Raw genomic sequence first — 17333 nt, 5'->3', positions numbered from 1 at the left:
CAAATACAACAGCAGTATGCAAAACAATACCCCAAGGGTAATTATTTCAATTCAAAGCGGAATTGCTCAGTCGCTTTGCCCGGCAAAGTCACTTTCAGCAAAGCTTTGCTGCCGGCAACGGCTTTGTACTTGCCCTGCGCCATCAATGAATTAGCGCCTGATGGCATAAATTTCACCTCTTGCTTTTCAGTGCCATTGAGCAAAGTCAGCTCGGCCACTGCGCCCTTGGTCGCAATCGCTTCGTTGCTATGGCTCGTTAAGTAGGCCATCAGCATATTGCCGGCGGTACTTAACTCAGCGCGCGTGCCCGATTTGGCCTCGCTCATCACACCACCATGGGCTGGCGTCATCACGCCATCCGCCCAAGACAAGCAGGTCGCCACAGCCAAAGTTAAACTTAGTAATACGTTTTTCATGCTTTTTTCCTTTCTAAATGGCCAATTGACCGGTTAAAACGCTTCTTTTTGCTCGCTTTGCACCAAGCGCTGCAAAGGTTTCTCGCCGTACAACCAGAACATCAGCGGCGTCAGTAACGTATCAAGCAAGGTCGAGCTAATCAGCCCGCCAAAAATCACCACCGCCACTGGGTGCAAAATCTCTTTACCCGGCGCGTCCGCGGCAAACAGCAAGGGCGTTAGCGCCAAGGCGGCGGTTAAGGCCGTCATCAACACCGGCGTTAGGCGCTCGAGTGAACCGCGCACAATCATCGCCTTGCCAAAGGTTTCGCCTTCAAACTTGCACAAATTGATGTAGTGGCTGACCTTCAAAATGCCGTTGCGTGTTGCGATACCGGTTAGCGTAATAAAGCCGACCATCGAGGCGACCGATAGCGTTATGCCTGCCAGCCACATCGCCGCGATACTGCCAATCAGCGCCATCGGGATATTGGCCATAATCATCGTTGCGAGTACGCCCGATTGATAACGCGTGTACAGCACCATAAAAATCAGCGCCAAGGACACAACTGAGAGCAAAGCAATCAAACGAGTGGCGTCTTCCTGCGCTTGAAATTGCCCCTCAAGGCTAACGAAATAGCCCTCTGGCATCTGGTTCTCATTAATCACCGTACGCATTTTGGCGATCACTTGCGCCATATCGCTGCCATCGGTATTGGCCGAAATCACAATGCGGCGGCGGCCATTTTCGCGGCCAATTTGATTGGGCCCGTCGCCCTCTTCAATGGTCGCTACTTGCGAAAGCGGCACTTTGCCGTGCGGCGTGTCGATCAAAATATTGGCCAAACCAGCGGCATCGCGTGCCGTGTCGGGCAGGCGTATCACCAAATTAAAGCGTTTATTTTGATCGACGATTTGCGCCACCGTATCACCCTCGCTCAGCGCCTCCAGCGTGCTGAGCAAAGTGCCGGGCGCTACGCCCAACTGCGCGGCGCGGTCATAATCGATTTGCACTTTGAGTTGCGGAATCAAAACCTGCTTCTCGATTTGCAAATCGGTCAACCCCGGCACGCCAGCCAATTTCTGCTGCAGGCTAGCCGCTTGCGCGCGCAGCGTGTCGAGATCGTCGCCGTAAATCTTCAAGGCGATTTGCGCGCGCACGCCGGACAAGAGGTGATCGAGTCGGTGCGAAATTGGTTGGCCCAACATCACCGTGGCTGGCAAGCCAGCCAGACTTTGGCGAATATCGGCCAGCACTTGTTCACGCGGGCGATCGGATGGTTTTAAATCGATATCCAATTCACTGGTGTGAACCCCCTCGGCGTGCTCGTCAAGCTCGGCGCGGCCAGTACGGCGACCGACGCTTTCCACTTCCGGCACTTGCTGCACCAAGGTTTCAGCCAATTGTCCAATGCGATTCGATTCCGCCAACGAGGTGCCAGGATTCAGCAATAGGCTGACCAGCAGCGTGCCTTCGTTAAACGCGGGCAAAAATGCGCGCGGCAACAATGGCATGCTCGCCATCGCCACCAGCAGCAACAACGTGCTTGCCGCCAGTAGCGATTTGGCGCGATCGAAGGTGCCTTCCAGCAAGCGTTGATCGTGGCGTTTCAGCCATTGCACCAGCTTGGAATCGCCGTGCTCGATTTGACGCATTTTCGGCAGCAAGTAGTAGCACATCACCGGCGTGACGGTCAGCGCGACCAGCAAACTGGCCAAAATCGACGTGATATAAGCCACGCCCAGCGGCACAAACAAACGCCCTTCCATGCCTGGCAAAGCGAATAGCGGCACGAACACCAGCACGACGACCATAGTCGCGACCACCACACCCGAGCGCACTTCATTACACGCGCTGGCGATGATTTTGATCGCCTCGATTTTGCCTTGCGGCCGCTTTTCTTTAAGTCGGCGCAGCACGTTTTCCACGTCCACCAGCGCGTCGTCAACCAGCTCGCCAATCGCAATCGCCAAACCGCCCAAGGTCATCACATTGACCGATAAACCCAGCGCTTGGAAAATCAAAAACGTTAGCCCCAAGGACAACGGTATCGCGGTTAGCGAAATAATCGTCGTGCGCGTGTTCATTAAAAACAGGAACAAAATCACCGCGACCATAATCGCGCCGTCGCGCAAAGCTTCTTCAACATTATTAACCGAGGCCTCAATAAAATCGGCTTGGCGGAACGAGACTTGCGGCTGACTCACGCCGGCAGGCAGCGCTTTGCTCAAGCTGGCGAGCGCGCTTTCGACTTCGCGCGTCACTTTGACCGAGTCGGCTGTCGGCTGTTTTTGCACGCCAATAATCACCGCCGCTTGGCCGTTAAAACCCGCGTCGCCGCGTTTGAACGCCGGCGCAAATTTCACTTGCGCCACTTGTTTAAGCAGCACCGGCTGGCCGTTAACGACTTTCACCGCCAGATTTTGCATATCGGCCAGCCGCGTGGTGCGGCCCATATTGCGGATCAGATACTCGCGCGCGTTCTGCTCTAAATACCCACCACTGGTATTGCTTGCAAAGCCATTTAGTGCGTTCTCAATATCCTGATACCCAACAGTTAATTGCGCCATGCGCGCCGAATCGGGCTCAACACGAAATTGCCGCACTTCGCCACCAATCGGAATCACCTGCGCCACGCCGGGAATCGACAAAAGACGTGGGCGCAGCACGAAATCAACGTACTCGCGCACCGCCATGCCTTGCTGAGGATTCGCTGAGTTATTCACAATCGGAAACGCGATCAACATAATTTCGCCCATCACCGACGAAATCGGGCCCATTTTGGGGCTAATATCGGCCGGCAATTGCTCTTTCACTTCGGCGAGCCGCTCGGCGACCAATTGCCGATTGCGATAAATATCCGAACCCCAAGCAAATTCGGCGTACACAATCGACAGCCCAACGCCCGACACCGAGCGTACGCGCGTGACGCCCGGCATGCCGTTCAGCGAAGTTTCCAGCGGAAAACTAATCAATTGCTCGACTTCTTCCGGCGCCATCCCGCCCGCCTCGGTCATAATCGTGACCGTCGGTTTGTTTAGGTCGGGAAACACATCGACCGGCATTTTGCTGGCGGTATAGCCGCCATACACCATCATAATCACCGCGATGGCGAGGACGAACAGCCGGTTTTTTAAACTGGCATTGACGATCCAACTAAACATCGCAACCCCCTTAACGAATCTGATTAATCAGGTTTGCGCCCTCAACCACCACGCGCGCGCCCTCTTTCAGCGACGGCACCAGCACCGTTTTGCCATCGAGCGGCATAGGCTGCACTGGTTGCGCGCGCAATACTTGCGCTTGCTCCAAAATCCACACCACGCTTTGATTGCTGGCGTTTTTCACCACCGCACTGGCGGGTAAAACGCTGCCTTTCACTTGCTCACGCGTGCCAACCGCCACTTTGACCACTTGGCCTAAAGCCAATGGCATCGCCTCGCTCGGGGCAAATAGCAAGGGCAAAGCGCCATCGCGCAAAGCGCTCGCGCCGCCTAAATATTTCAGCTTCACACCATTGAAAGCCGCGCTGTCGATCTGGCTAAGCAAGGCCGGATCAAAGGCGGTGGCTTCGATTAAAAAGCCTTTGGGATCAACGATTTCAAACAGCACCGTCGCGGGGTCAATCACCTGACCGTTCACCACATTGCTTGAGGCCAACACGCCATCGACGCTGGCGCGTAATACTTCACCGCTGCTGGCTTGCGACAGCGCGGCGGTGCGGGCGCGCAAGGCGCTCACTTGCGCGCTGGCGGCTTCAATGTCTTTGCGCGCCACTGAGCCCTCTAAATCACGCAGGCGATTTAGGCTTTGCTCGGCTTGCTTTAAATTGGCTTGCGCCTCGGCCAAATAGGCGCGCTGTTGCGCGAGTTCAAACGCGCTTTGCGCTGGTTGAATCACCGCCAATACCTGGCCTTTTTTCACTTTGCTACCCAAGAGCGGCAAACCTGCGCTCGGTGCGCTGAGGCGCCCGGCGGTACTGGCTTGCACGCGGGCGCTGCGGTTCGGGTCCATCACCACATGGCCGTTGAGTTCAATGGTTTTAGCTGCCGCGGTGGTTTTGGCCAATTGCGTGATCACGCCCAATTGAAACTGCGTGGCTTTTGGTACATACACCCGGCCATCGGGTAAACGTTGGGGTTTATTCAGGCTGGGGGCAACAGCGGCTTTCGGTGCGTCTTGGCTGTGGTCTTCGCCTTCGTGCGCAAAGCTGCTCACCGTCGCCAGAGCCAGACTTAAACTTAAAATAATGCGATTTAATTTCATGCTTGATTTCCCCCACGACGGCGCACGTACACGCCTGCCAGTAGCAACAGCGCTGCCGCGCCTGCGCCCCAGATCCAATTTTTATATTCAGTGGCTGCAGAGGCCGCGGCCAGCGATTCAGCAGACGACGCAACGCTTAAGCTGGCGTCAAGCAAATCGGCTTGCTCGCCAGCGAGCACGGTAATCGCCAGCGCATGCTCACCGACTTTGGCCAATGGCGCGGCGCTGACTTGATACACGCCTGAGGCGACGGGTTTGAGCTTGGCTTTGAACGCGCCGCTTTCCACTTCCAATTGCGCCTCGCTCACCGGGCGATTGTCGGCATAGCGGTTGAGATAAATCGTGAGCTGCTCGCCTTGCATCGTGGCCAGCACTTCAAAATCACTGCTGGCGCTTTCAGCGCTCGCGCCGGCTTGAAGAACTGGTTCAGGATGCGGCGCTGTGCCGTGGTCTTCATCACCGTGCGCCCAAGATACAGCACTGAGTATCAGGCCACAGATCAATACAGAAATACGCTTCATGGCAATACCCCTAGTGTTTGTAAATAGTGTGACGTAGCGCGACCCAATTCCAATTCGGCTCGCTGCACAGCAAAGCCGCGATCAAGAAAATCGCGCTGCGCGTTTAAAAAAGCTTGTAGATTGGTTTGTCCGGCGCGGTAGCTACGCTGCTGCCATTGCCACGCTTGCGCGGCTAACTGGCCATTTTGCTCGGCAAACTTCAGTGCTTGCTGGGCTTGAGTCAGCGCTTGCTGGGCGGCAAGTTGTTGCGTGCGGATGTGTTTTTCCAGCCGCTGCGCCTGCGTTTGCGCGCTCAGTAGCTCGACATTCGCACTGCTCACGCGCGCCTGAGTTCGGCCATCGGAGCCAAAAGGAATCCGCAACGATAATTTGCCCAAATGTTTGTATTCTTCATCGGGCGAGCCGCGTTCGCGCGTTAAGCTAATCGCCAACTCAGGCGTATCGCGCGTGTCGTATTGCGCTTGCGCCAAATGGGCTCGAGCCAACTCCGCCTGCGCTTGCACAGCCAATAGTTGCGGGTGAGCTGCTTCAAGTTGGCTTGGGATAACTTCAGCGTGTTGTGGCAGCTCGCTGTCGGCACCGAGCAAAGATTGGAACTGCTGCACGGTTTCGCTGGCCAATTGGCGACTTAGCGCCAGCTCTTGCTCTGCTTGCAACAATGCCTGCTGCGCTAAATTGACATCGAGCGGTGCAACTTCACCCGCTTTGAGCTGGCGGGCTAAATCATTGGCGATTTGCTCGAGCGCAGTTTTTTTCTGCTCTGCGCTGCGCTGCTCAAGCTGAGCTAAGCGCGCAGCCCATACGGCTTCGCGCACCTTGCCAGCCAATTCCCAACGGGCGAGCAATAATTGCTGTTGCTCTACTTGCGCGGCGTGTTTCACTTGCGAGAGCAAGCGCTCTTTTTGCCCCCATTGCCATAGCGGGATGCTCAGCTCAGCCTCATATTCACGCGAATCTTGCGTAGGGGCCAAATTGTCATTAAGCGAACTGGTGCCTGACAAAGTCAGCGACATCGGTTCTGGCGTTAAGGATTGCGCATTGATTAAGGCTTGCTCAGCCTTTGTGCGCTGTGCCGCATGCAGCGGTGCATCGAGCTGGGTGGCTAATTCAAACACATCTTTCATGCTTGCGGCATGAACGGGTAGCGCGATGAATACCCCGCATAAAATGGGGGTATAGAATCGGTTTAATCGCATGATGGTATACCTATCATCACTTCTAGAATGATCGGCACGCAGCAGCGTGCCACTAGAAAAGACGCATCAGTAGTCCACTTTTAATTGCAGCCAAACTGGGCTTCGCACAACCATTGCCGCAAAAAAACAGGCACGTTGACTGCACTCAAAAAGCTACAGTCTTGGAAGCCAAAGTACTAACTGCAAATGAATAAAAGTGAATGACGCGCCAGATTAGGCGCGCAATTTAGGCGGATCTTCGAGCGGATCGACGGTGACACCGGTTGGGGTGACGAGGGAAATGCCAACTAAAATCGCGGCATGAGGTAAAGGTTCGGCAAAGCTGTTAGCTACCAACATTGAGCTAGGCATCACTTGGCAGGCTTTGATGCAATCGTTTTGCTTGGCTGGCTCATGAATATGCACGCTCACTTTGCCAAACAAGCCTTTATGCAAGTGCAAGTGCTGCTCAGACTCTGCTTGTGGATAATGCGAGTGGTCCAGTGCCATTTGCTCTGCGTCACCTGCCACAGAATGCGACGCGGCGAATATTTTTGCGTGCGCAAGCGATTGCGCCAGCAAGGTATTCACCGGCAGCACAATGGCCATCACACAAAAAAGTAAGATTCGCAGCGCTTTCATCTTTTTAGCTTATCAGCAACACCATCGCTGTGTATAGCGCATGACATACAGATGGGGTACCTGTACCGACCTGAGTTTATATTGCCCACTATGCATATCAGAAAAGTTGAAACCAGTCACTGTGTAACGGAGAAGAATCAAGGCGTTTAATGTCTAATTAAAGCTCATCGTCAGCTCATGATCACACATTTTGAATCAGACATTTGCATCCCCAAGAAGTTCAGCAGCTATTGACGGCACCTGCAGCACACCCCGATTTAGGTCACAAAACAAGGTTGCACGTGACCTACCTCCTTTAGACGTTCGATTTTTTACGGGGGCTAGTTTTCGATGAAATGTGAAACGACTGCTAGTTCTGCCATTTTCTTGCCTTCAATTCTTTTTGTCTCGCCTGCGTGGCAAAGATCACCGTTGAGATTAGTAGGGGTACATCTTAGAGGAGCCAGTTCACGAGGATCAGCGCAACTCACTCAAAGGGGTTCAGCTCACAGGCGAAGTGAAAATGGTCAGTGAGCGCTATCGAAGTCGATCAAACTGGACACAGTCGCGGCATGCAACAAGACTTTCTGGGGGAGATCAAACAAAATAGTCATGCTTACTGATAGCCCGAGTTTCAATCCGGTCTGCCAGTGAGTCTCATTGTTGTGATATGGGAATCTAGGTGGATGAATCGAGAGCAACCTCGCTTGATTGAAATCAGACTTGGGCAAATTGAAGCGCCCAGAGAGCCTGCTAAACGCTACGGACATCTTCAAGCCGATCATCAACGAACGACCCGAATTCCCGTATGCAATCAGGATGAGCTTTACCTGCAGGCCTGCCTGAGTCCCATGATTGTCACAGGGGCTACTTCAAAAGCCTCTGATCAACAACGATACATTTTCATAGCTGGTTTTAGAACATTAGCGATGTGGCATGATTTCATGGATGCCAATCCGATGCACAAAACTCAAGACCGTCCACTTCCAGCCATCCTTTTCCCAAAGCCGTCTCGAGAACAGCTCAAGCAGCTCCCATTCTTCGAGACGTTTCTTAGCCCATTCACATCTCAGCTGAGCAAAGAAGATTTTGCACAGCTTTATTGGGCCCAACAAGATGAATCTCAGCCGGAAAAAAATGCGGCCAAGAAGGGGGCCATTGCGGAAATATATGGTTCGCAAAATCGCTTTTTGAAATACGCGCAGTTGACTCGCGCAACGCTAAGCCGGAAAAAGAAACTCATCAAACCGCAATCGCTTGAGACCTCCGTCATTTCAAGCGAACACCAAGGCCTCACGATGGATGATGCAACAGCGAACTTGTACGCGGCTCGAGATCTGCGGATAGACGAATGAAAGAATGGGCGCCACTTAGTCTATGCTTCCCGGATTTGGACAACGAGCATCTATTCAGCGCGTTGAGGCGAATTGATGCGCCCCCCGATCTGATGGGACTATTTCATGTGGCGGGACATGCACCGAACTTCCTGCAAACTGCACAAGATTTTGCAGAGATCAATCACAAGGCGAACTTAAATAAAGAGGAAGAAAAACCCTTTAGATATAAATTCAGTGCGGACTTTGAGCGCGACCAATTAATCTTTAAAAATCTCACTGATGCATTAAAGCAAATAAAAGCCACCAGTCCTGAAAGCCTCACCCAGTACTTCCCACTCATTTTCTTTAGTCCGAGCGATATCAATCCCAATGGCCTAGGTAGAAAAACGCTTCGACCTCATACAGAAACCCATCCTCTCTTTTGCGCACTTTGGTATGGTTGCGCATCAAGTCTGTTCAGAAAGAAGCATGAAATACTATCGGCCTTTGCCCTATTCACGCTGAACCAGCCACATTTTATTGATAAACAAAGTAAACGAGCAGATCTCGGAAGATGTTTGCGCAAGCTTGGGGAGCTTGCATCCGCAGGCCTATTGGACTCAGTACCAGAGAAGCCATGCTCTGTGGCTGAAATGTTTAATGAAATTCAAGCGGGCATAACCAATCATTCCAAGCTCGGCAGGAGCACTGATGAGCCGCTGCAATTCTTTACCCGTCGAGCATTAGAGGCATGGGGCTTATTCAATGGGGAGCTAAAGAAGCGCACGCCCGCTAAACCCAAGGGTGGAGATGGTCAGGGGGGTGGCAAGATGATCGGCCAACCTAACCGTGGAGAACTCACAGATGAATCCTTGCCCCCGGATGAATTCAAATTTGAGCACGATATCCGCATTCAGGAGATCCTGCAGAGTAAAGAAACACAGATTCCAGGCGATGCACGTCACGAATTTGGTGTAGAGACTCAGACCATTAGCATTACACCTATCACACCCACAGCGAACACCAAACGGATTGATGTGATTAGGATGCGCCGAAGCGCCAAAGGGCTACACAACGCGCTAGCTCGTCAGCGGCAGAATTTGCCATTTTCATTAAATCAGGCGACACCCACCGAGATCAAACGACTACTGCAAGCGCTTCAGAGTCGTGACTTAGATGATCCCGCTCAATGCCTACTCTGGCTAATCATCATTAGTGGGCGCACCTTTGAGGAAATTTATAGGGTGCAATTTGCAACGACGACTGGGGCTGCAGCCAAACTTAAAGCCGCCCAACTCAGCAAAGCGGGTCACGATTGGTTCCTGACGGTGCCGACTCATTCAACGCAGAGTGACAAGCTCCTGACGCCAGAGCAAAAAAGAAACTATTTTCCAGTCATTGATCGCCTTAGCCTGCCACTTCCAACCAAGCTTGGGGATGCGATCCAAAGCCTCAGGGGCGGACCTGACAACAATATTTGTTTCACGCAACATCGCGATACCTTGCAAGACAGAATCCAAGCCATCCTGAGCTCAATACATCGACCTGGAGCATACCGATGGACACTTCAACGAATTGAAGCCCTACTCTTTCATCGGCTCATCCAAATGCCGGGAGGTGATCCATCCCTAGCCAGCATCATCACAGGCCAGCAACGTGAAGTTTATTTGGTTCAACTGGCTTATACCGCCTTACCAGAAAGTTTCCTGCTTCAACGCTATCGTGAGGCATTACATTCACTGCTGACCAGTGATGGCGCGCAGCCTTTTTGGCCGGCATCTGCGCTTACAACCCTATCTCATGCCACATCCGAATTACAAAGTGAGAACACGATTGGCTCTCGTCTAAAACCATTCATGACACCGTTGAAGCAGTGCATTCTTGACCTGCAAAAGATTACTCAGGAAGGTTTGAAGTCATACCGCTTGCAGGATTTGCATAATGCATATGCGGTATACACATTATTGATACTTGGATTAGCAACCGGTGCACGCCCTACCAGTGGCGCATTCGCCAGAGATACGGATCTAGATCTTGAGCAAGGATGGTGTCTTTTGTCCGACAAGGACAGTGATGATTTCGCGCATACGCGAATTGTTTATCTGCCTAAAGTTCTTTGTGCACACATGCGAAACTTCCTCGAATATCGCAAACGACTGCTCACCCGACTGGCTTCTCACAACCCAGCGGTGTTTGCAGAACTAAACCGAAACCCCAGAAAAGGCGCAACTGCACGTAAAACAAAGAATAATGCCACGAGGAGCAATGCAGTAAGCGCATGCCCTATCGAGCAGATCCAGTCCCTGCCCCTCATCTTCTTTCTGAATCATGAGCATTCGATTATTGAGGTAAGCCCTCAAAGCTACCAAGATAAGCTTGAGTACTTTCTCAATATCCGCCCAAACAGTAATCGACATCTTTTGCGTAGCGTATTGCTAGAAAATGGGATGGGACAAACAGCATTGGCAGCGTTTATGGGCCACCATCGGTATGGCGAGGCACCGTGGTCAAATTACTCCAGCATGAATCCGCAACAGTTCAGAAAAAATATTGAATTACACCTTGCCCCGATACTTGAGGAACTCAGCATTCGAGAAATGGCATGTCCGATCCTGTAACTGATTCACTCTGGCAGGAACACCTCACCAGGCAGCCCAGCAAGGTCTCTGCGGGACATCAACGCAGGATGCATCAAGAGGCCGCCGTTTACGAGATCATTCGGACTGAGTTTCCGGATTTGCTTGATACCAACGAACTGAAGTCATTGAAAAACGAGAAGTTGCTTCAGTTATATGAAATTCTTCAAAAGGGGCTGCACCCTCGAGATAAACAATTAAGACTCGCATATATCGGGCGGGTCATAGAGGCAGTCAACATCCTCGCAGGTACTACGCTGCCTCAGCCACCTGCAATTTCCTTCAGAATTCCAGCCAAACGTTTTACCCCTGATAAATTTGCGCTCTATCAGCAATGGCAGCTGCTGCAAAAAATGTGGACTGAGCAGCTAACGTTGCGCAGTTCTGGTCCGAACTGCTTATTCACAGATGTCCAATTGGCATTTATTGGCTGGTTAGTCTGGACTGGGCACCCTCCTCCACACACCACTAAGTCGGCACGTTTAAACCTATACCTATTCGAAACACTACAAAACCAGAAGCATCCACATTGGTTGCCTCCAGAGCTAACCGCTTTAATTAAAAAGTTAAATATTCAACTTAACAAAAACCCTTTCAAAAAAAATGGCGCCATCTTTGCGGGGATCAAAGCACGTCTCAAAACTCGTTTACCATTGAATGTGAATTTCAAAGCGTTGCAAATTGGTAGGCAAACGGCACTCTCGCTGACACTCCCTCCTTATCTTTGTGATTTGCTTTACGGCGTCAACATCGCTACTCCGCTACCCACGCCAGATATTCAGCGAATTCTGATGGGAATGGTACTTCGCCCCAACCAAAGCTTGGCGGTTGAGGCTACAGATTTGCCTCCCTCGCCCAGCCTGGAATTAGCGACTGCCAGAACCTATGAACAACAGGACTTTGATCCAGCCATCCTCACGAGCCTGCGCTCAGCAATCAACACCGGAAAAAACACCTCTGATTTCAAAAATGCAATCGTCGCCTTTAAGGAAACATATCAGGCCTCATACGATTCAATGACTGGTCTAATCGTGGCTCGTGCACTTCATCTGCTTAAGCATGGAGGTCTTCAACGGAAGGTCCTTCGAGTTTCCTCCATCAGACGCTATTTGGGGTGTTTTTACAGTCGTCTTATCAAGGCCGCAAAGGGTCAAAATGTGTATGAATTTGATGAAGAGGATTGGCGACAATGCTATGAAATCGTGATGCAAAAGGCGGCACGGCGAGGGGATATTAGTTGGAATTTGAGTGAATTCCATACTTGGCTGTCCAATGAGTATGGCATTACCCCAATTGATTTTAAAACGGTTGAGGGCTTTTGCCACGCCACAAAAAAAATTCATGCCAAGCTCGTGTCACCTCTAGATGTAGATCGCGCCTGCGATTTAATCCTTAGTTCTGCAGCACAAAACGATCAGCGTTCAGCTAAGCTCGCAACCATCATCCTCAAACTCGGGTTTTATTGTGGTTTGCGGCGCAATGAAATCCTCTTTCTTCGTCGCAAGGATCTTCAGGGCACGCATGACCCTTATTTGATCATCACACCGCATAAAGCACGAAAACTTAAAACAGAAACATCGCGAAGACAGTTGCCATTGAGGGCCTTATTGCCAGCCCCACTCCTTGATGAGCTTTTGCATCTGCGAGACGAAGAAAATAAGTCGCGAGAAAAAGACTCTTTCATCTTTGCAGATGCGGACCTGACCTATGAAAGGATCAAGGCCCCTTGGCTGATCAATATTTGCCAACGCGCATTACGACTTGCGACGGGTGATGAAGAAGTAGTATTTCATAGCCTTCGGCATAGCTTTGCCAACTGGGCAATGATCCGTTTGGCGGCAGTAGAAGAGCACAGGATTCTGGACCGCGACTATCCCCTATTTGAACATCCCTTTTTTGAGAGGGATGCATTGGTGCGGTTTAGGAGTGCCTTTATGGAAGAAACATCTCAGCAAGCGGCAATCAGCCCAGATCGTCGCGGGCTGTATGCAATCAGTTCGATGATGGGACATGCTGAGCCTGGAATTACTTTAACTTCGTATATCCATCTACATGGTTGGTTGTCAGCACGTTTAATTCAGCTCAATTCCCCTCTCCTATCGCGGCATGTAGTGGCCTGGTTAGCAGATAAACACATTAGCAAGACCTACCAAGCAAATGACAATAAATCGCAGGACTATGGTGATCCCATTTCGTCACTGTTCCAGTTTTCCGCCGATAAAAATCAATTTTATGAACAAGTCACTACGCTATGTCATTACCAGAAGCCAACAATGCATTGGCCTCCTGGAAAACCTGCAATTTCAACCGAGCAAGTTGTAAACATCCTCAAGTGGCCACGTGAAAAAAACTGGGCCATAGCGCCCCTGATTGCAATGGGCTACGCTCCAGAATCTGCCGAGCGCTGGGTAAGAAATGCCAAGTGGATAGAGTCACTACAATCACAGAAAAAAAGGAAAGATGGCTCCCGCCATCGTCGCATCCCTAAAATTAAGCTCCCCCCGATGGCCCTAATCGCAACATACCGAGCTTGGTTGGCGCAGCTTCAAAAAGCCTGGAAAAGGGATCCGATACTGAGCGAGTCCATCACGAAGATAATGCTGCGACGTTTAGTCCCTCGGGAACATATTTATGAATTCCGCGAACGAGCGCAATTTTTAAGTGTCATCAATTGGTTGGTTCATGAAGTAAAAATTGAGCATGAGGCACTCGTAATCACCATTCGCACCAATCAATCCGTGACTCCAAGCACAGCCGGGATGTGGACAGATTGTTTACCCGCTGGGGTCAATCTGAATCTGTCTCACACTTCAAAGACAAGAAATACTTATGCCGAATTAAAGATTCGTGCAGCGCAAGCGATCAAGAAAAAAGACAATGGTCAGGAAACGCAAAGCACACCGCACGTAATGGCCTATCAAGTATTTGAGCAGGCTCTTGCGGCTACCGCACTTGAGTCCAGCACCCTGGCCTCAGAAGGCAGTGTGATGAATCAAAAGTGACATCACCAATCAAAGCCTCTGTTATGAATCACTGAGGCAGATACAATAAAAATCAGATCTGAATTAAATCAGGGATTGGTTAAATTAGGTTTATGTGTATGATGTAGATTAGTTGTCTGTGATGCACGCTTAGAATGTTTGCTCGGACGGACTACTGCAACACAATAAGTACCTATAGTAATTAAGGAAAACACATGCAACTTGATAACAAAACCTACGAAGAACTGAATTCATTGCTCACTCAGATTAATGCTGAGTTGGCTAGCCGGCGCTCGACCGAGATTGAAAAACTGCGCGCTGAAGTGCAACAACGTGCAGCGACTCTGGGCCTGAGCATCGCCGACCTGTTCGGCGGCAAAGCGGGCAAGAAAACCGCTAAAGCAGTTGCGGCAAAATACGCAAACCCACAAGACCCATCACAACAATGGACAGGTCGCGGCCGTAAACCTCAATGGGTTCACGATGCACTGACTGCTGGCAAAACGCTGGAAGAACTGGCGATCTAATTTGATCGACTGAGTAAGTCCCTCAAACGCAAAAGCCCCATCCAAGGATGGGGCTTTTTATTGTCTCCGTTATGGCTGCTCACACTAGAGCTTGATGTGCTCAAACCCATCAGGGTCGACCAGCTTTGACAAAGGCACACCTAGGGCTTGTGCCAGCAAGCTCATACTATCGATTGAGATATTCCGCTCCCCTCGTTCCACTTCCGACACATAGGTTCGGCTCATCCCGGCCTGCAAGGCCAGCGCTTCTTGCGAGAGGTCTTTAAGTCGACGTGCCAGCCGGACATTGTAGGCAAACACTTGGCGAGCTGTTGCGGGTTGGGTTGTATTTTTCATGCATTGCAGCATGCCCAGTTGCCGCACGCTTCACTACGCGCTATCGTTGCACATATGACAACTATCGTTGCCTTTTTGTTATGCAATAACCACGAGAAGTTGCTGATCAATGACAGCCTGTCCTGCGCGAGGCCCCGCTATGAAACGAATCCTACTCCCCCTCATTGCATTACTGTGCCTGAGCTACCCAGCCTGGTCCAAACCCAAGACTGGCGCAGAATGGGACCGCTGCGTTCAAAGTGTGCCAGAGCAGGTCTTCCGAGATAGCGGTCGCTTTGGGGTGGATGAGTGGGTGGCAAAACATTGCGGCGCCACAAAACCACTGGAGGGCGGCAAGCTGGCCAAAGCCGACTGTGATCGCTTGTTCGAAATCCAGCAGGAATGCAAACGCTTCAAGGCGGATGATCTGTGGTCACTGTCGAATGCCAGCCGGGGCAATACCAATAGCCTCTTAGCAGGACCCAAGCTGGAGCAGTTCGATCAGTTATGTGGTGCAGTCGGTCGAGGACAGGCTTTACCGACGCAGAAGGCCTTCAGCAAACAATACTGCACACAATGATGGAGTGTCAGGCTATGAATCAGACGCCCATTGAGCTCGACGAAACGAACTTCAACGCCTTTTGCCAAGCGCGTGCTTTTCGGATGCGGAATTACTTCTTTGGGAAGCGCCTCGTGGGCTTCACGAGTCTTAACGGACTCGTCCTTGCCCCTGAGCGCCGCGAACGAGAAAAAATCACCAGCCACTACGGTCAACACCCGGGGTTTGATACCCATAAGCTGTATGTAACGTCCAAGACCGAGGTTGATAGCCACTTCTGGCTGTTTGATCCTGCAGTGGGTGAAGTCGAAGTGGATTTACCTAAGTTGGATATCTCGCTACGCGAAGGACAAGTGCTGAGCCTGCTCTACGCCTCGTCTCAGTTCAAACCACTGATTGGCAAACCCGAAATCCGCACGCTGCCGATTGGCATCGTGAATCACAGTACGCAACAGCGCTATCTCTTGGCCAGCGCGAGCGATATTCGGGATGCCTTCAAATTGCGTGACTTTATGAACATCCCGACGATCTTCACCCCAATTGCGGTGCTCGGGGCCTGGCTTGCGAGTTTCGCCACCAATGACGGCAGGCTGATCATGGGTTTCGGTGGACTGGCTTTGTTGTACGCCCTGATGGCGCGCTGTTATTTGATCTTCAATATGACGGCGGCGCCCGAAGTCGGCTTTGCATTCGACTGGCCGCAATTCTGGATGGTGCACAAGCCCAACTTAGAGCGAGTCGTCAATCGTTTGCTGGAATGCCTTGCAGACCCAGAGACCGTCACGTCCGAAGAGCTGGACCCGACCCCTGAAATTTCATTCTCATACAACAAATCCTAGATTGATCATGCGACATCCACACCCGCTCACCACGAGTCTTCTGATGCTGACCACGCTACTCACCGCTTGTGGTGGGGGTGGCGGTACAGGCGCATCGACCAATACCGGTACGTCGACGAGTACCAGTACGCCTGCCCCCTTAGTGACCCCAGCACCGACAGTGGATCCATCGCAGACCACTGCGACAGCCACCGTAGCGGCGCAAGCGTATTTGAATGCCGCGCGCAATGAATGTGGGTTCGGCGCCATCACGACTTCAAGTGCCCTCAATTCAGCAGTGGTTGATGCCAATAACTACTATCTCAACCGAGTAGCCGAAAATGATCTGAGTTATGTGCATACTCAAACCGTGGGTAAGACCGGTTTTACCGGTGTTACCCCTACCCAGCGAGCCAGTTATCGCGGCTATCCCAATGCCAATAGTGCGGGTGGCATGACGGGGACTCCTCGGGTTGCAGAAACCCTCACCACCCAGAGCTTGCCGGCAGGCTATACCTTCCAGAGTTTGAATACAGCCGGCCAAGCCATGGCTCAAAGCCTATTGAATACGGTGTATCACTTGGGGGCCAATATGTTGCCGCTCAGTGACGTGGGAACATCTTTCGTCAAAGCCACCACAGCTGATGGCAGCGAGCAGTTCCGGCTGACCTTCCTACAAGGGGATTTGACCTTCGTGGATGCAGGCAAAGTAGGCCAAGATCGCGCCAGAACCTATCCTTGCCAAGGTTCCAAAGTCCCCAATGAATTCCGCCCTAATCAAGAAGTCCCGAATCCCGCACCGGATGTTGGCGCCCGCGTAGTGGGTACCCCGATCCTGATTCAGGTACCACAAGGGGTCACACCTTCAATCATCTCAGCAACGATCAAAAACACCAGAACCGGCCAATTTGTACCGGTTCGTCGCATCCAAAATGGGTGTACGAATCCAATACCTGGTGATGTAACGGGCTGTTATCAGGGTGAGTCGGGCTTTGATGCAGCCCAAGCATTCTTGCTCCCGATGGACCCGCTGGAAGCAAACATCGTGCATGAGGTGGTGATTAACCTGAACACCTTGCCGCAGATCGTGTTCAGCTTTACTCCGATCGGAGCGCTCAATCCAGTTCTGGTTAAAAAATAATCAAGGGTGGTGGAGCATCAGAGTATCCATGCCCCTCAAGGGGCACGCAAACGATAGGACT

14 protein-coding genes are annotated in these 17333 nt (G+C 51.6%); 7 read left to right on the top strand and 7 right to left on the bottom strand.

Annotated elements, in window-relative coordinates; all coding sequences use genetic code 11:
* Positions 1–41: 41 nt before the first annotated feature.
* From L991_RS01960 to L991_RS01935, 6 genes are all read right to left on the bottom strand, one after another.
* A complete protein-coding gene (locus L991_RS01960; protein ID WP_047391607.1) occupies positions 42–416 on the bottom strand; it encodes a hypothetical protein in 375 nt (124 codons plus the stop codon).
* Positions 417–449: 33 nt separating this feature from the next.
* The gene (locus tag L991_RS01955) at positions 450–3560 is read right to left on the bottom strand and encodes an efflux RND transporter permease subunit (protein ID WP_047391604.1); all 3111 of its coding nucleotides are present in this window, start codon (positions 3558–3560) and stop codon (positions 450–452) included.
* Positions 3561–3570: 10 nt separating this feature from the next.
* Positions 3571–4662 carry an efflux RND transporter periplasmic adaptor subunit gene (locus L991_RS01950; RefSeq protein WP_047391601.1) on the bottom strand — a complete coding sequence of 364 codons (1092 nt, stop codon included), beginning with the start codon at positions 4660–4662 and terminating at the stop codon, positions 3571–3573.
* Positions 4659–5183 carry a hypothetical protein gene (locus L991_RS01945; protein WP_052190507.1) on the bottom strand — a complete coding sequence of 175 codons (525 nt, stop codon included), beginning with the start codon at positions 5181–5183 and terminating at the stop codon, positions 4659–4661. Before L991_RS01945 ends, L991_RS01950 begins: the two co-directional genes overlap by 4 nt.
* A complete protein-coding gene (locus L991_RS01940; RefSeq protein ID WP_081986417.1) occupies positions 5180–6379 on the bottom strand; it encodes a TolC family protein in 1200 nt (399 codons plus the stop codon). Before L991_RS01940 ends, L991_RS01945 begins: the two co-directional genes overlap by 4 nt.
* 213 nt (positions 6380–6592) lie before the next feature.
* Positions 6593–6949 carry a hypothetical protein gene (locus L991_RS01935; RefSeq protein WP_156128952.1) on the bottom strand — a complete coding sequence of 119 codons (357 nt, stop codon included), beginning with the start codon at positions 6947–6949 and terminating at the stop codon, positions 6593–6595.
* A 716-nt stretch (positions 6950–7665) separates the two neighbouring features.
* Between L991_RS01935 and L991_RS01925 the strand changes: the two genes are divergently transcribed.
* From L991_RS01925 to L991_RS01910, 4 genes are all read left to right on the top strand, one after another.
* A complete protein-coding gene (locus L991_RS01925) occupies positions 7666–8334 on the top strand; it encodes a hypothetical protein (protein WP_156128951.1) in 669 nt (222 codons plus the stop codon).
* Complete coding sequence (locus L991_RS01920) at positions 8331–10913, top strand: hypothetical protein (protein ID WP_047391589.1); 2583 nt, start codon at positions 8331–8333, stop codon at positions 10911–10913. Before L991_RS01925 ends, L991_RS01920 begins: the two co-directional genes overlap by 4 nt.
* Positions 10898–13933 carry a site-specific integrase gene (locus L991_RS01915; protein WP_047391587.1) on the top strand — a complete coding sequence of 1012 codons (3036 nt, stop codon included), beginning with the start codon at positions 10898–10900 and terminating at the stop codon, positions 13931–13933. The genes L991_RS01920 and L991_RS01915 overlap by 16 nt, the downstream gene beginning before the upstream one ends.
* A 194-nt stretch (positions 13934–14127) precedes the next feature.
* Positions 14128–14439: an H-NS family nucleoid-associated regulatory protein gene (locus tag L991_RS01910; RefSeq protein WP_028450099.1), complete on the top strand. Its 312-nt coding sequence runs from the start codon at positions 14128–14130 to the stop codon at positions 14437–14439.
* An 84-nt stretch (positions 14440–14523) separates the two neighbouring features.
* Here L991_RS01910 and L991_RS01905 read toward each other — a convergent pair whose 3' ends face one another.
* Positions 14524–14775 (bottom strand): helix-turn-helix domain-containing protein, encoded by a 252-nt coding sequence (locus tag L991_RS01905; RefSeq protein ID WP_028450100.1) that lies wholly within the window; start codon positions 14773–14775, stop codon positions 14524–14526.
* A gap of 139 nt (positions 14776–14914) precedes the next feature.
* On the opposite strand from L991_RS01905, the gene L991_RS01900 reads away from it, so the two are divergent.
* Genes L991_RS01900 through L991_RS16240 form a run of 3 tightly spaced genes read left to right on the top strand, consistent with a single transcriptional unit; the run spans position 14915 to position 17272 of the window.
* Entirely contained in the window at positions 14915–15334 is a 420-nt protein-coding gene (locus tag L991_RS01900; RefSeq protein ID WP_047391583.1) for a hypothetical protein, read from the top strand.
* Between the two features lie 14 nt (positions 15335–15348).
* A complete protein-coding gene (locus L991_RS01895) occupies positions 15349–16152 on the top strand; it encodes a hypothetical protein (protein WP_156128950.1) in 804 nt (267 codons plus the stop codon).
* A gap of 43 nt (positions 16153–16195) precedes the next feature.
* Complete coding sequence (locus L991_RS16240; RefSeq protein ID WP_156128949.1) at positions 16196–17272, top strand: hypothetical protein; 1077 nt, start codon at positions 16196–16198, stop codon at positions 17270–17272.
* Positions 17273–17333 lie beyond the last annotated feature (61 nt).

Source organism: Chitinibacter sp. ZOR0017 (assembly GCF_000799095.1).
GTDB classification, from domain to species: domain Bacteria; phylum Pseudomonadota; class Gammaproteobacteria; order Burkholderiales; family Chitinibacteraceae; genus Chitinibacter; species Chitinibacter tainanensis.
The sequence above is the reverse complement of the archived record's forward strand: the minus strand, read 5'-3'. Positions and strand labels throughout refer to the sequence as shown.